This window comes from Paraburkholderia sp. BL23I1N1 (genome assembly GCF_003610295.1).
In the GTDB taxonomy this organism is placed as follows: Bacteria; Pseudomonadota; Gammaproteobacteria; order Burkholderiales; family Burkholderiaceae; genus Paraburkholderia.
In genome coordinates this window covers 6203917-6217623 of the sequence record NZ_RAPV01000001.1, presented here as the reverse complement: position 1 = coordinate 6217623, position 13707 = coordinate 6203917, and the positions used below count along the sequence as shown (strand labels likewise).

Genomic DNA, 13707 nt, shown 5'->3' with positions numbered 1-13707 from the left:
AGTCATGAGCAGTGACCGTGACTATCGTCGGGCGCTCGATTTCGAGGTGTCGGTCACGCACCTGCAGGAGCGGTCCGAGCGTCGGGCATGGTACGTGGCCGCGACCTCGGTCGTGGTGGCCATCCTGTGTGCCATCGCATTGGCTGTGATGACCCCCTTCTATCGGCTCGTGCCACTGCCGATCGAGGTTGACCGGCTGACGGGCGAAGCGCAGGTGATCGACGTGCTCGACGCGAAGCACATCCCTATGCGCGACACCGAGGACAAGCACTGGGTCGAGGTGTATGTGGGCTCGCGCGAGCGTTACGACTGGGGTCTGCTGCAGATGGACTACGACCGCGTGCTCGACATGAGCGACGACCGGGTTGCGCGTGACTACCGGGCGATCTACGGCGGACCGGACGCGCTGGACCGGCAGCTTGGGGCAAACGCACAGCGGCGCATCCGCATCCTCTCGACGACACTCGTGCCGGATGAACCGGGGCATGCCGTCGTGCATATCGAGCGCACGACGTGGAAGAACGGTATCGATAACGCGGAGCCGCCGCAGCGTTTCGTCATCACGCTGGCCTTCACGTACCGGCCATCCGTCTTTACACGCGAGCGCACGGCGATTGAAAACCCGTTCGGCTTCAGGGTGACGGCTTACAGTCGCGATCCCGAATACACCCCTGCGGCGTCATCGCCGGCGTCACAGTCGGTCCCGGGAGGTGTGCGATGAGGCTGTACAACCTGGTGAGAACCGTTGTGCTGGGGGCCACGCTGGCAGCGCTCTGCGGTGGCGCCCGCGCGTACGACGTGCCCGGCTGGTCCAGCGACCCGCGTGTGCGGCAGGTCGTGTACCGGCAGGACGAGGTGGTGCGGATCATCGCACAGCGCGGTTTCGCCACGCATATTGCGCTCGATCCGGCCGAGCACATTCTCGTCGTGGCCCCTGGCGACCGGGACGGATGGCAGGTGCTTGCAAACCGGGGTGAGCACGACGTCTACCTCAAGCCCCAGCTCGCCGCGCACGACACGAACCTCGAGATCCGTACCGACCGGCGCAGCTACAGCTTTGACCTCGTGGTGCTGCCGCTCAGGGCCCGGTTCGCCAACGACGAGCAGATGTATCGCATCACCTTCGTCTATCCCGACGCGCAAGCCGCGAAGACAAAGGCCGCCGATGATGCCGCCCTCGTACGCGCGCGCCTGGACCAGCCGCCGGTGGTGCGCAATACCGCCTACTCGATGCAGGTGATGCCGCACTCGGAGGATATCGCGCCTACTGCGGCGTGGGATGACGGGCGCTTTACCTATATCCGCATTCCCAACAACCGACGTATCCCTGCGATCTTCCGCGTGGCCGGCAACGACAGCGAAAGCGTCGTCGACCGGCACATGGAAGACGACGTGATCGTCGTGCATGAGCTCGCGCGACGTTTCGTGCTGCGTCTCGGTGACGAGGTGGTCGGTCTGTGGAACGACGCGTTCGACGTGGACGGGGTACCGCCTGCGGATGGCACGACGGTGAGCGGTGTGAAGCGTGTCCTGCGGAGCGACGGCCATGAATGAGGAAACGCCGCGCAGAGTGATTGCGCCCAAGGTCGTGTCCGAGGGCGACCCCGCAAAGGTCACAGAAACCATAAACGGTGACCCTGCGGACCAGCCAGCCGATCGTGGCATGCCGGAGCTGGGGCAGCAGGGTGGTCGGCCCCGTGCCTGGTGGCTTGCGCCGCTCGTGGTCGTAGCGGTCTTGATCGGCGGAGCGGTCTGGACGATACACGGGTTTCTCGAGCGGCACGATGCGGCTGAGAAGGCCAGACGGGATGCCGTGCAGGACCAGCCGTCCCAGGGGCGGGTGTTCAGCGAAGGGACCGTAGCGGCCTCAGCAGCTGCCGCAGTGCCAGGCAGCCCGGTCACCGCGAGTGCCGCCGCGTCGGCCCCCGTTGCCGCCGCGACGCCCCACACTCCTGTCCATACCGCGCCGGCTCGCAGCTATTACGACGCGCCGCTGCTCGCCACCGGAAGCACAGGCGGAAGCAATGGTCCCGCCAACGCAGCGGCGGAGCTTGCCGCGTCAACACCGGGCGTTTCGCCGGGCGCGACTGCTGTGACGGTCAGCCAGCCCCAGGGCAGCAGCCCGCTTGCCCAGGCGCTGACGCCGACCGTGACGCCGAAAGCGCGCGCAGGCTTTCTCGGCAACCGCACTCTGGTTCTTGCAGAAGGCGCCAAGATCGACTGCGTGGGCGATACGGCCTTTGATTCGACCCAGGCGGGTATCTCGACCTGCACGGTGACGAAGAACGTCTATTCGGATGACGGCCGTGTGGTTCTGATTGAACGGGGTTCGCAGATCAACAGCGAGTACCGCTCGAACCTGGCACCTGGACAGAAGCGGGTGTTCATCCTGTCGGCCCGCATCAAGACTCCCGAAGGGGTGACGGTCGAGATCGATTCGCCGGCCGCGGACGCGCTCGGACGCATGGGCGTGAGCGGCTATGTGAACGACCATTGGGGCGAACGGATCGGCGCGGCCATGCTGCTCGGCATGACGCAGGACGCGATCGGCTATCTCGCGACGCGTGGCGGCAACAGCAACGGCTCGGTGGTGTTCGAGAACACGCAGCAGCAGGGCAATGACATGGCCTCGCGGGTACTCGACAGCACCATCAACATTCCGCCCACGCTGTCGCAGAACCAGGGGGCCGAGTTCACGATCGTCGTCGCGCGGGACCTGGACTTCAGTGCGGTCTATGCGCTCGATCCGGAGGGCTCGCGATGAACGCGCCGGCCCACTTCCTGAGCGACGCACCTGTGTCAGCCGATGCCCCACTGCCGAGGCTGGCAGAGGACGCGTCGGTACGCGAGCTCATGCGGCCGTTCGCGGGGCTGCTCGATGACCCGACGGTCACGGAGCTGGTGATCAACAGGCCACAACGCGTGCTGACCGAAACCCATCTCGGATGGCATGTGCACGACTGCACGGACCTTGATTTCGAGCGCCTGATGTCGTTCGCGGTCGCGATTGCCACGCTCACGAACCAGGAGGTCTCGGCGCTGCATCCGGTGCTCTCCGCGCTGCTGCCAGGTGATGCGCGCATCCAGATCGTGATCCCGCCGGTGGTACCTCCGCGTACCGTGTCGGTGACGATCCGCCGTCCCTCTTCGCGCGAGAAAACGCTCGATGCGTATGCAGGCGAGGGCCTGTTCGCGCACACCACGTGGCGCCGCCCGGCTGGACTTGATGAGGCGATGCCGGCGCTACGGCCTCTCGATCGCGAACTCGTCAGGTACCTCGAAGCGCGTGATTTGCCGGCTTTCTTCGAGCGGGCGGTGCGCGGGCGGCTGAACCTCGCGATCGTGGGCAACACCGGCTCGGGCAAGACGAGCTTCATGAAGACACTGTGCCGGTACATTCCGGCCACCGAGCGCATCGTGACGATCGAGGATGTGCGCGAACTCTTCATCCGCCACATCGATAACTGCGTGCACCTGATCTACAGCAAGGGTGGTCACGCTCAGGCGCGGGTGACGCCCGCGGACCTGATCGCCAGCACGATGCGCATGCGTCCCGACCGCGTGCTGCTCGCTGAACTGCGCGGCAGCGAGGCGTACGACTTTCTGAAGCTCCTGACCACGGGCCATTCGGGCTCGATCACGAGCTATCACGCATCGAGCGCCCCGGTCGCGATCGAGCGGTTCGCGCTGATGGCGAAGGAACATCCGGAAGCTTCGACGTGGGATGACGCGGCACTGCGCCGGCTGCTCTTCATGACCATCGATGTGGTGGCGCACATGGAGGCCACGGCCCTTTTCGATGCGTCAGGTGAGCAGACCGGCCGGCGATGGTCGATGACGGAAGTCTGGTTCGATCCGCTGCGTCGCCATCACGCGGATTTCCGGTGAAAGGAGAGCAGGCCATGGACATCGGAAAGGCAACCGGAACGGTACGCACAACCAGCAGGGGGGCCGGGTATCACGCGGTGCGCGCGCTGGTCACGCTCGCGATTGTGGCCACTGCTGCTGCCGGTCTGATCCTCGCCCTCTGGCTGGCGTCGTTTTTCTTCGTCGCGAGCCAGCATGCCAATCCGCTTCATGCCGGGTTTCATGCCTGGCCGGATGCGGCGCTGACCTGGTACGACGGACGCCTGCCAGGGCAGGGGCGGCGGCTTGCTGGCACCGCGCTGTTCGGCTTCCTGCTCGCGTTTGGTGCGCCGGCGCTTGCCGCTTACGCGCTGCCGGATCGCTCCGGCCGCCGGCGTCTTTATGGCAGCGCGCGGTTCGCAAACGAGGCGGACATCCGCCGGGCAGGGCTGCTATGAGCGCGGTGACGACATCAGAAGCATTCAGCGGCCCGCCGCTGGTCGTGGGTGTCTGGCGTGGCCGCTACCTGCGGTTCACTGGCCAGCAGTTCGTGCTGCTTGCGGCACCGGCGCGGTCGGGCAAGGGCGTGGGCATCGTGGTGCCCAACCTGCTGAGCTATCCGGATTCGGTGGTCGTGCTCGATATCAAGCAGGAGAATTTCAACCTCACGGCAGGGTTTCGTCGTGCACACGGCCATGACGTGTACCTGTTCAATCCGTTTGCCGAGGATGGCCGTACGCACCGGTATAACCCGTTGTCGCCGATCCCGGACGGGGTGTTCCGCGTCGGCGATATTCTTGCAATCGGATACGCGCTGTATCCGGTCGGCGGTCACGACGACTTCTGGAAGGATCAGGCCCGCAACCTGTTTCTCGGGATCGTACTGCTGCTATACGAGTGGCGCGATGCGCGCCGCAGCGGCGACACCGATGTGCCCGACTATCCGGTGACGATGGGCGAGGTGCTGCGGCAGTCGTCCGGTAACGGCATGCCCGTCAAGGTGTATCTCCAGCAGGCGCTGCTGCAGAACCGGCGGCTGCTCACTGGTGCGTGCGTCGACGCGCTGAACCGCTTTCTTGCGAACGACGACAAGGTCCTTGCGAGCATACTCGCGACGTTCAATGCGCCGCTGACGATCTGGGCCAATCCGATCGTTGATGCCGCGACGAGCGCCAATGACTTCGACCTGCGCGACGTGCGCAGGCGCCGCATGTCGGTGTATGTCGGCATCACGCCGGACCATCTGGCCGAGGCCGCGCTGGTCGTCAACCTGGTGTTCTCGCAACTCGTCAATCTGAACACGCGGCAACTGCCCCAGGACAACCCGGAGCTGACGGTACAGTGCCTGATGCTGATGGACGAATTCACGTCGGTCGGCAGGATTCACATCATCGCCCGCGCTGTCGCCTATATGGCGGGATACAACCTGCGGCTGCTTTCGATCGTGCAGTCGATCTCACAGCTTGAATCGGTCTATGGCCGCGCGGACGCGAGGACTTTCGTCACGAATCACGCGATGCAGATCATCTACGCACCACGTGAGCAGAAGGATGCGAACGAATACTCGGAGATGCTCGGCACCTTCACGGACCGCTCGCGCAGTGTGAGCCGGTCGACCGCGATCTTTGGCGGCCGGGGCGGCTCGAGCGAGAGCTTCTCCGAGCAGCGCCGGCCCCTGCTGTTGCCTCAGGAACTGAAGGAACTGGGGCGCGAGAAGGAAATCATCCTGCTCGAAAACACGAAGCCGATCCTGGCCGAACGGATCTGCTACTGGCGTGATCCGGTGTTCGCCTCCCGCCTGCGCACGGCGCCAGCCATCCCGGCGATGGATCTCGTGCGTTTTGTGGCTCAGGTCGAACGGCGCGTGAGGGATGTGCAACCTGACGACGTGGATGAAGCCGGCGTGATGCACATTCCGCCGGAGTATCTGGAAGTGCTCCAGGCTTGGGATCCGCGCGACCTGCCACGGCATCTGGGCGACATGAGCGACGACGAGGCCGCCGCCTATGCCGGGCGACATTTCATGCTGCTGGGGATGCCGGCTGCGCGCGTGGCCGCGGCGGTGCGGCGGCTGTCGCCATCTGATCTCGACGTCGCGGAACTGCGCCCCTCGGACGGCGCGCCCAGGCACAGGTCTGCGCGCGCCGCGGGCGCATCTCGCACCCAGCGCGGGCGAGCTGCATCGCATGTGGGTGACAGTTCGAATGTCGTGCCGCTTCACGGAGAACGCCAATGAATGCCCGGTACCTGAGTGAAGAGGAGCGTGCGCGCGCGGCGCTGGCCACGATTCCAGCCGAAGACTACGCGACGTGGGTCGACATGGCGTTCGCGCTCAAGCAGGGATTCGGCGAGGCCGGCTTCGACATCTGGGACGAATGGAGCCGCACCGCCCACAACTACAGCGAGCGTGCGGCGCGGGTGACGTGGCGCTCGGCCGGCGAGTCGGGCGGCAAGACACTCGCGTCGCTCTTCTGGCTCGCGCAGCAGCACGGTTTCGATGTCAGGGCGTCGCGCGCGGCAATGGAACCGACGGACCGACCGCGCGTGCCATCAGCGCGTTCCTCTGTGGATCAGGTGCGGCAGGAGGGCAGGGTCGAGGCGCGTGTGCGCGCGCGACAGGCGGCCGTCGCGCGGGAGGCACTGGCGATCTGGAAGTGGGCACGGCCGGTGGGGCCCGGACACCCGTATCTCGAACGCAAGCAGGTCAGGGCGGTCCCCACGCTGCGTGAACTCGAGGCCGAGGAGCTGCATGCACTGCTCGGATATGCGCCGCGCAGTGCCGGGGAGCCGCTCACCGGCCGCGTGCTGGTGGTGCCGGTCCGCATCGGCGAGACCCTTTCGACGCTGGAGCTGATCGATACCGAAGGGCGCAAGTCTGCCCTGGCGGGCGGTGCCAAGTCGGGCGGCAACTGGCTGGTTGAACCGGGCCAGTTTCGCGAGGGTGCGACCACGCCAATCCTGATCGCCGAAGGGGTGGCAACGGCACTGGCAGTGTGGCAGGCGACCGGCTGGTTCAGCGTCGCCGCCCTGTCGAGCGGCAACCTTCGGCCTGTGGCAGCGATGTGGCGCGGCCGCTACCCGGAAGCGGAGATCGCGGTGCTCGCCGATCTCGGTGCCGGGTATGAACATGCGAAGCAGGCCGCGCTCGGCACGTCGTCGCTGCTGGCAGAACCGCACTTTGCACCGGAGACCCGGATTGCCGGCGAGATGCCGACTGACTTCGACGACATGACCGTGCTGTCCGGATCCCGTGCCGTCGGTGAGCTTTTACGGGAGTCACTCTACGAGGCACCTGGGCGGGCGGTTGTGGGTGAGGAAGTGTCTGGACAGGCCATGGCTGAAGACGGATCGGGCGATGCACTGAAGGAGGGTGAAATGGGTAACGTGAAAGAGAAACTCGTGGGTGACGCAGAGGCGTCTGGCCGGCGCCGTACCTCGCGTCGCCGGGCGGCGAGTCAGGACACGCCAGAACCGGCGCCGCAGGAAAACCCGGCGCCGGCAGCCGGGCAGGCACAGTCCCAGCCGCCGGGACAGGAGCGGCGCGAGACCGAAGCGCCGAACGTTGAGTCTCCACCAGCGCGTGCGCCGGATACGCTGGTGCGCCGTCAGGTGGGCGAACCGCTGTATGGACTCGACGACGTACCGGGCGAGATCAAGGCGCTGGCCCAGCATCGTTTCGGCGCGCAGATCCGCATGGCGACGCCCCGTGAGAATGGTGGTCCGTACCGTGGCGAGGTGTTCAACACCGAGCACTACCTGATCCAGGAAGTGTCGACCCGTAGTGTGGTATTCCACGCGAAGGCGAACGTGGGGTTCGTCTCGGACCGGCTGAGGTGGATGGACGAAAACCAGCGCCTCAATGGGGCGGAGGTGCAGGTTGGCTACGACGGCAATCACGGGAAGGTGTATCCGTGGGACCGTGCGCGCGATCTGTTCGAGCGCACGGTTGCATCCCTGAAGAAGTCCGCACGCGAGGTGGGTTTCGGCAACGAGCTCGATGCGACACTCGACCAGTTGCAGGGCGTGTCATGGACGCGGGTGAGAGAAGCACGGGCAGCCGCCCTCGCGCAGTCGAAGGAGCGCGCCGGCCGCGAACAGGGTGAAGGGCAGCAACGCTGATCGCGCGCGACGCTGTGTCAGCCAGCGACCAGAGGGAGATCCATGATGGATGAAACCACAACCTCGACCGGCACGCCTGCGGACGATCCGGTTATCAACGTGATCGAACCGGATCCGCCGCCGCTTCAGGATCCGCAGGGCGGCGCTACGGGCGCAGACCGCTTCGACCAGACGGCGGCCGATGCCCTGGGCGCACGCCGGCGCCGCGAGTTCGATGCCGCGCGGGCGCGGCTGCGCGATCAGGCCATCCAGGCTGACGCCTCACCGCAGGTTGCGGCACAGCAACCAGAATCGCAGCAGAGGGCGCCGCGTGGCAGCGACGACGCGGCCACCATGCGGTGGGCGGCGCTTGGGAATCCGCCAGAGACAGTGCGAAAGCGCTACCTGCGGGCGGGCAATCAGTATTTCCTGAAGGATGCGTCGCATCAGCTCGCATTCGAGGATATCGGTCCCTACCTGGTGACGGAACACAACCGGCCGGATGTCGTTGAGTCGATGGTAGATATGGTCCGCGCCAAGGCCTGGAGGCGCGTGCGGGTATCGGGCCATGAGCAGTTCCGGCGCGAGGTGTGGGTCCGGGCGATGCTGCTCGGCATCGAGGTGACTGGCTACGAGCCGAAGGCAGTCGACCTGGCGCGTCTGGCCGAAGGTCGTCGTGATCGGATGACCAACCGCATTGATGTCACACAGACGCCTGCGACTATGCGAGCTCCTGCGGATTTCCCGAAAACGCCTGCGGCGGCGCCTGGTCCCACGGAATCACAGGCGGCGCAGCCAGCGAAGCGCGATGCCTCCCGGCAACTGGAGACGGGTGCCGCCGCGCCGCCGATGGCTGCTGAACCGCCGCGTGCTGCTCCAGCCGCCGAAACGGCGCCACACGTTGCTGAATCCGATGGGCAGGAGCGTCAGCACGACGTGGGCGAACTGGTCGAGCACGGTGGTGCGCCCTACCAGCACAATCCTTCGCACAGTGACTCGTATTACGTTGTCTATCGTGATGCGGGTGGTGCGGACCATGTCGTCTGGGGTGTGGATCTCGAGCGGGCCGTTGCGGAGTCCGGCGCGCTGGCCGGACAGCAGGTCATGCTCGAAAACCTTGGCCGGCGTCTCGTGACAGTGATGGTCCCGGTGCTCGACGTGACAGGAAATGTGATCGGCGAAGAGGAAAAGGAAGTCTATCGCAATACGTGGCAGGTCGATGTCGTGGAGAAGGAGCGGACGCAGTCGCGTCGCGAGGCGTCCGACAGCAGGAGCGAGGCCGGAAGGAGCGGGACTGCGGGGCCGGCAACTCCGCAGCATACCCAGTCCGTGCGGCGTGAGCCTTCCGTCGCGTCACCCGAAGAGCGCGCCGTGCAGATGGCTGTGCTGACCGCCGCGATGCGGCAGCAGGGTTTCAGCGAGCGATCCATTGCGCGCGTGCAGCAGCACGCGCAACGGCTGCTGGCCGCGTTCGTGGCGGAGGGCGTCACCGTGCCGCGACCGCGCGTGTTTGATCCCGAGGCCCCTTCCGCACGGAACCGCCGCACCCGCACGGCAGCGCAGCGCGTCCCGACCCGCGAGGTCGAACGTGGTCCGGCAGAACCTGCGCCTCCGTCCCTGTAGGAGCACGCGCATGACCACGCGTATGCGACTGTGTGTGGATCTCGGACCGGCGAAGCCACGCTGGGAGGCGTGGTGCGTCCTTCACGGCGTCACGGCGGCCGATGGTGTGCGGCAACTGGTCCACGGTGTGCTGGGTCAGGACGAGCCGCCAGACACAGTGCCTGAACGTGAGCTGCGTCGCCTTCCGGTCGACGGGCATCGCGAACGCATCGAAGTCCGGCTCACACAGGAGGAACTTGACGCGGCCAGACAGCGTGCGCTGGCGAGTGGACTGAATGTCAATCGCTGGGTGGTTGCCGTGATCCGTGCGCAGCTTGTGCATGAGCCGCAACTGGGCGAGCGGGAGATGCGACTGCTTGCGGACTCGAACCAGCATCTGGCCACGATCATGACGTTGCTCGGACGGTTGCAGGCGCATGGTGATGCGCGCGACGCGGCGCACATGACGCACATGATCGAGGGAGCCCGTGCCGTGATCGATACGCACCTGCGTACAGTCATGCAGGTGCTGCGCGCCAATCTCGATCGCTGGAGTCGCTAGGATGCCTTTTCCGAAGACATACGTCGATCAGATGCTGCTGAACTGGGGTGACCGGCTCTTTCACGATCCGCTGCGGCACGTGCGGGCACCGCGTGTGTCGCGCGGCGAACTCCAGCGGGACGTGCGACGCATGCGCGAGCAGCTCGCCCGCACGCTCAGGCGTATCCCCGAGGTGATGGTCAAGATCACGAACAAGGCGTCGAGCGCGCAGGGCATGGGTGCTGTGCGTCGTCATCTGCGCTACATCTCCCGTAACGGGAAAGTGGAACTCGAGGACCAGGACGGGATGACCGTGCTGGGTCGCGAGGCGCTGCACGATCTCACGGATGCGTGGCTCCTCGGTGGGTGGGGTATTCCGGAGGAAAGCCGCAGGCGGGAGGTGTTCAACGTGTTGCTGTCAATGCCACCGGGGACGGACCGGCAGGCGGTGCGCAACGCCGCGCGTGCGTTCGCGGCTGCGGAATTCGGCGACGGCAGACGGTATGTCTTTGCGGCGCACGATGACGAAGCGCACCCGCATGTGCATCTGAGCGTGCAGGTACGCGGGCCGGACGGCAGGCGGCTCAACCCGCGCAGGCAGGACCTGCAACGCTGGCGCGATCGGTTTGCCGGGCAGTTGCGCGAGCACGGCGTGGAGGCCAATGCGACGCCGCGACTCGCCCGTGGCGAAACGCGGCGCTATCCGAAACAGGCTGTCGTGCATCTGAGCGCGCGTGGAGAAATACCACGTTACTGGCGATCGGGGCTGGGCGAGCCGACCCGCCTTGCCTTGTGGCACGCACACGCTGGGCCGCTCGAAGCATGGCAAGGCGTCGTTCACGCGATGGCTGGCTCGCAGAGTGCCGATGACCGGAGCCTGGCGGAAATGATCACAGACTTCGTGCAGACGATGCCGGTCCAGCACGACCGGCCCGACACCGGACGCATCGGCCGGAATGAAGGGATACGTCGGCGTAGCTCAATGCGTGAGCGTGGATTACGTCGCACGGACCGCGGTGAGACCCAGCAGGAACCGTTTCTGGACGACCTGGATGTGCGCGTGGAGCGGTGAGCAGAGGAGATGTGAATGGCGATGCCGATCATTCTGTGGATAGGCGGCAAGCGGCGGCTCGCGGACATACACCGCGTGGTGCAGCATCACCTCGAAGAGTCACACACTGACCGACATCCAGCGTGCAGCGCGCTTCTACTACCTCCAGTAGAACTAACTGATTCGGCGGCCGGGTTGAAGGGCGGACTTTCGGTACCGTGACGACTTCGTCGCCGGGGCTCAATCTGTTGCGCCAGGAGGAGACGCTGTCGGCGACCCATCTCAGGCTGTCGGGAGCGTATATCGAAAAGCTGGACTGGCATGTTTGCATGGACCGGTACGATCGGCCACACACTTTTTTCTATCTTGCCCCCATACTGGGAAACAGAGGGCTGCGGCCTGCCGTTTGAATTTGAACAGTACGAGCGTATGGCGGGGATGCTGGGCGGGTTGCGGGGGCGGGCGATCCTGACGCTCAATAACCACCCGGCGATGAGGGCGTTGTTCGCGCAGTTTGATATGGAATGCGTCGATATCCAGTACACCGTTGGCGGTGTAGGAAATACCGCGCCGCGCAGCGAACTCATTATCTACAGCGGGGACCGGTCGAAAGAACCTGTGGGACTATTCTGACATTGGTAACGGCGCCAGTTTGAGCGCGTCTGGCGCCGCGCTTCGACTCACGTTGTGGTGTCAGCGATCCATGAGGAGTGCGGGGCCCGCCTTGTACGAGGCGACCAGCACGAAGATCATGCCCATGATCAGCAACAGAAAGCTGTAGAGTGTGAGCGGAAAAAACAGGAGCAGTTGCAGCGTCGAACCACCGATGCCGTGGACGAGATCGGTGTCGCGGATATTCTCGTACAGCAGCCATGCAACGGCGGCAAGCCCGAAGGCCATCAGGATGATTCCGTCGGATGTTGTCGTGTGCTGAAGGTATGCTTTCCCCAGAAATAGAAGCCCACCAGAGAAGATTGATCGCGATGGCGGTGAGCCAGAATCCGCGCGTTGTCAAGAAGGAGTGGCCGAACCGGCGCCGGCAGTGCCTGTTGAACAGCTGGAGGCCTTTTGCGACAGCGACGACGATAGCGACGATCAGCGCGAGTTTCAGCCAACCCATGATTCGCTGCCTTCAGGCACGCATTGCGGCATAAACCTGTTCCGGTCAAAACATGGGTTCAGGCAGGAGCGAGGTTTCATCTGCCAAATATAGACGTTTGACTGGCGAATGCAACGTGATCGATTCAGACTGGAATGGTGTTATTGAATCCCTTGTGGTGGTAGTTACTTGCTCGCTACCTTGTTGTTGTCTCTCGTTTCAGCGCGGAATCTTCAGGCGCAATTTTTTATTATTGAAAGAGGACCGCGAGAGACCGCGCAAGTGAGGGCGAGGGGATCAGTCATTGAGCCAACCAAACGCATTAACGCAGGTTACGATTTGCCGAAGCGCGACTGCCGCGGCGATCTTGCCAGGCGCCAGATCTGGCAGGAAGTGGAAACGCGTCTGGCGAAGGAGATACATGGTGACAGGCTTCATCCGGTCGCCAGCGTCGACGTTCGATCCGACAGGGATTCGGACAAGGCGACAAGAAGCCCAGTGGCATCGTGGCGCGTATGCTTCAGCTCGAGCAAGCGGTCTTGAAATCTTCGGTTGAAGTCTCAGGAACGTCATTGATCAGGGGCCCGTTTTGCGCGGGCCCTTGGTTTCACAACAGATAATCGCTGGTAGGCCGTACGGGATTCGAAGCTGTGACCAACGGATTAAAAGTGCGAATCAGGGTATAACGCTGCATGTACATTTTACTAAGAATCAACGGCTTGGCGCAACTGCACCGCAGTCGGCCGCAGTCAAAAGCAGTCGTTCGCAACCGTATCTGCCTCCCAATCTGCCTCCCGATTTCGTCGGTTCATGACTGTCGCCCGACCGAATCCGCGGCCAAGGGGAGCAGAAATATCTGTGGTTTGGGTATTCGACTAACCTCCACATTGCGGTCGGTTTGGAAGGCTTTAAGGAATTGGGCCACAACGTAAAAGACAGTACGCTGAGCATCGTCCTTCATGGGGCACTTCACTACCTCGAAATCCCACGCGCTATGAGCCAGCCGTTCTAATGGAACGGAGGCAGGCCGGCTATATGATTATCAGAACCGTCGGTAGAGATACCGCCACTCACCCCTGATTCGAATGTAGGTCTCATCCATCCTCCAGCTCTTGCTGACCGCCCGTTTGCACCGTCGACATCACATCGAGCGGATAGTGAAGGCGCTTTAGCACCTCGACTCTACGCTCGCCGTTCTACCTCAACGGAGGGAGGCCGGCTATATGATTATCAAAACCATCCCCAACGTGATCCCAAGATGATGTTTTTGTCACAAAAGCACGCTCACGTGGGAAATTGTCGGGGACGGAGCCACGACTATCGAGGTGGCGCATCAAAGCGCGCTGAGCATCGCGGAAGCAATGCAGGTGCACATCATGAATATTAAGGGTTCCTACGTGATTAACTCGATAAGACTGCCTAAGGTCTATCGACGTTTCCGCCCGCGTTGTCGCATCAGCTCAGCCAGCT

At 64.1% G+C, this 13707-nt stretch carries 11 protein-coding genes and 2 pseudogenes; 11 read left to right on the top strand and 2 right to left on the bottom strand.

From position 1 onward, the window contains the following. Window positions 1–4: 4 nt before the first annotated feature. From B0G76_RS29060 to B0G76_RS29010, 11 genes and pseudogenes are all read left to right on the top strand, one after another. Window positions 5–721: a virB8 family protein gene (locus B0G76_RS29060; protein WP_120295530.1), complete on the top strand. Its 717-nt coding sequence runs from the start codon at window positions 5–7 to the stop codon at window positions 719–721. Beyond that, on the top strand, window positions 718–1554 hold the full coding sequence (locus B0G76_RS29055; RefSeq protein WP_120295529.1) for a TrbG/VirB9 family P-type conjugative transfer protein: 837 nt from the start codon (window positions 718–720) through the stop codon (window positions 1552–1554). The genes B0G76_RS29060 and B0G76_RS29055 overlap by 4 nt, the downstream gene beginning before the upstream one ends. Next, window positions 1547–2764, top strand: a complete 1218-nt coding sequence (virB10, locus tag B0G76_RS29050) for a type IV secretion system protein VirB10 (RefSeq protein WP_120295528.1) — start codon at window positions 1547–1549, stop codon at window positions 2762–2764. The genes B0G76_RS29055 and virB10 overlap by 8 nt, the downstream gene beginning before the upstream one ends. After that, window positions 2761–3888 (top strand): P-type DNA transfer ATPase VirB11, encoded by a 1128-nt coding sequence (gene virB11, locus B0G76_RS29045; RefSeq protein WP_120295527.1) that lies wholly within the window; start codon window positions 2761–2763, stop codon window positions 3886–3888. Before virB10 ends, virB11 begins: the two co-directional genes overlap by 4 nt. Window positions 3889–3902: 14 nt before the next feature. Then, window positions 3903–4304: a hypothetical protein gene (locus tag B0G76_RS29040; RefSeq protein ID WP_120295526.1), complete on the top strand. Its 402-nt coding sequence runs from the start codon at window positions 3903–3905 to the stop codon at window positions 4302–4304. After that, window positions 4301–6082, top strand: coding sequence for a type IV secretory system conjugative DNA transfer family protein (locus B0G76_RS29035; protein ID WP_120295525.1), 1782 nt, complete (start codon window positions 4301–4303; stop codon window positions 6080–6082). Before B0G76_RS29040 ends, B0G76_RS29035 begins: the two co-directional genes overlap by 4 nt. Next, window positions 6079–7965, top strand: coding sequence for a PriCT-2 domain-containing protein (locus B0G76_RS29030; RefSeq protein ID WP_120295524.1), 1887 nt, complete (start codon window positions 6079–6081; stop codon window positions 7963–7965). The genes B0G76_RS29035 and B0G76_RS29030 overlap by 4 nt, the downstream gene beginning before the upstream one ends. Window positions 7966–8007: 42 nt before the next feature. Next, window positions 8008–9567, top strand: a complete 1560-nt coding sequence (locus tag B0G76_RS29025) for an LPD7 domain-containing protein (RefSeq protein WP_120295523.1) — start codon at window positions 8008–8010, stop codon at window positions 9565–9567. A gap of 10 nt (window positions 9568–9577) precedes the next feature. Further along, entirely contained in the window at window positions 9578–10108 is a 531-nt protein-coding gene (locus B0G76_RS29020) for a plasmid stabilization protein (protein ID WP_120295522.1), read from the top strand. A gap of 1 nt (window position 10109) precedes the next feature. Beyond that, the gene (locus B0G76_RS29015; protein WP_120295521.1) at window positions 10110–11159 is read left to right on the top strand and encodes a relaxase/mobilization nuclease domain-containing protein; all 1050 of its coding nucleotides are present in this window, start codon (window positions 10110–10112) and stop codon (window positions 11157–11159) included. 15 nt (window positions 11160–11174) lie between these two features. Beyond that, a pseudogene (locus B0G76_RS29010) lies at window positions 11175–11771 on the top strand (DNA adenine methylase). Window positions 11772–11831: 60 nt separating this feature from the next. On the opposite strand, the gene B0G76_RS44625 reads toward B0G76_RS29010, so the two are convergent. Both B0G76_RS44625 and B0G76_RS29000 read right to left on the bottom strand, forming a co-directional pair. Then, the gene (locus B0G76_RS44625) at window positions 11832–12038 is read right to left on the bottom strand and encodes a hypothetical protein (RefSeq protein WP_310793955.1); all 207 of its coding nucleotides are present in this window, start codon (window positions 12036–12038) and stop codon (window positions 11832–11834) included. 1250 nt (window positions 12039–13288) lie between these two features. Then, window positions 13289–13375: pseudogene (locus B0G76_RS29000) on the bottom strand (DDE-type integrase/transposase/recombinase); the annotation flags it as partial. Window positions 13376–13707 lie beyond the last annotated feature (332 nt).

What these genes read in the sequence shown, in the direction of transcription:
- B0G76_RS29060 (WP_120295530.1), top strand. Translation starts at nt 5, where the DNA reads ATGAGCAGTGACCGTGACTATCGTCGGGCGCTCGATTTCGAGGTGTCG.
- B0G76_RS29055 (WP_120295529.1), top strand. Translation starts at nt 718, where the DNA reads ATGAGGCTGTACAACCTGGTGAGAACCGTTGTGCTGGGGGCCACGCTG.
- virB10 (WP_120295528.1), top strand. Translation starts at nt 1,547, where the DNA reads ATGAATGAGGAAACGCCGCGCAGAGTGATTGCGCCCAAGGTCGTGTCC.
- virB11 (WP_120295527.1), top strand. Translation starts at nt 2,761, where the DNA reads ATGAACGCGCCGGCCCACTTCCTGAGCGACGCACCTGTGTCAGCCGAT.
- B0G76_RS29040 (WP_120295526.1), top strand. Translation starts at nt 3,903, where the DNA reads ATGGACATCGGAAAGGCAACCGGAACGGTACGCACAACCAGCAGGGGG.
- B0G76_RS29035 (WP_120295525.1), top strand. Translation starts at nt 4,301, where the DNA reads ATGAGCGCGGTGACGACATCAGAAGCATTCAGCGGCCCGCCGCTGGTC.
- B0G76_RS29030 (WP_120295524.1), top strand. Translation starts at nt 6,079, where the DNA reads ATGAATGCCCGGTACCTGAGTGAAGAGGAGCGTGCGCGCGCGGCGCTG.
- B0G76_RS29025 (WP_120295523.1), top strand. Translation starts at nt 8,008, where the DNA reads ATGATGGATGAAACCACAACCTCGACCGGCACGCCTGCGGACGATCCG.
- B0G76_RS29020 (WP_120295522.1), top strand. Translation starts at nt 9,578, where the DNA reads ATGACCACGCGTATGCGACTGTGTGTGGATCTCGGACCGGCGAAGCCA.
- B0G76_RS29015 (WP_120295521.1), top strand. Translation starts at nt 10,110, where the DNA reads ATGCCTTTTCCGAAGACATACGTCGATCAGATGCTGCTGAACTGGGGT.
- B0G76_RS44625 (WP_310793955.1), bottom strand. Translation starts at nt 12,038, where the DNA reads ATGGCCTTCGGGCTTGCCGCCGTTGCATGGCTGCTGTACGAGAATATC.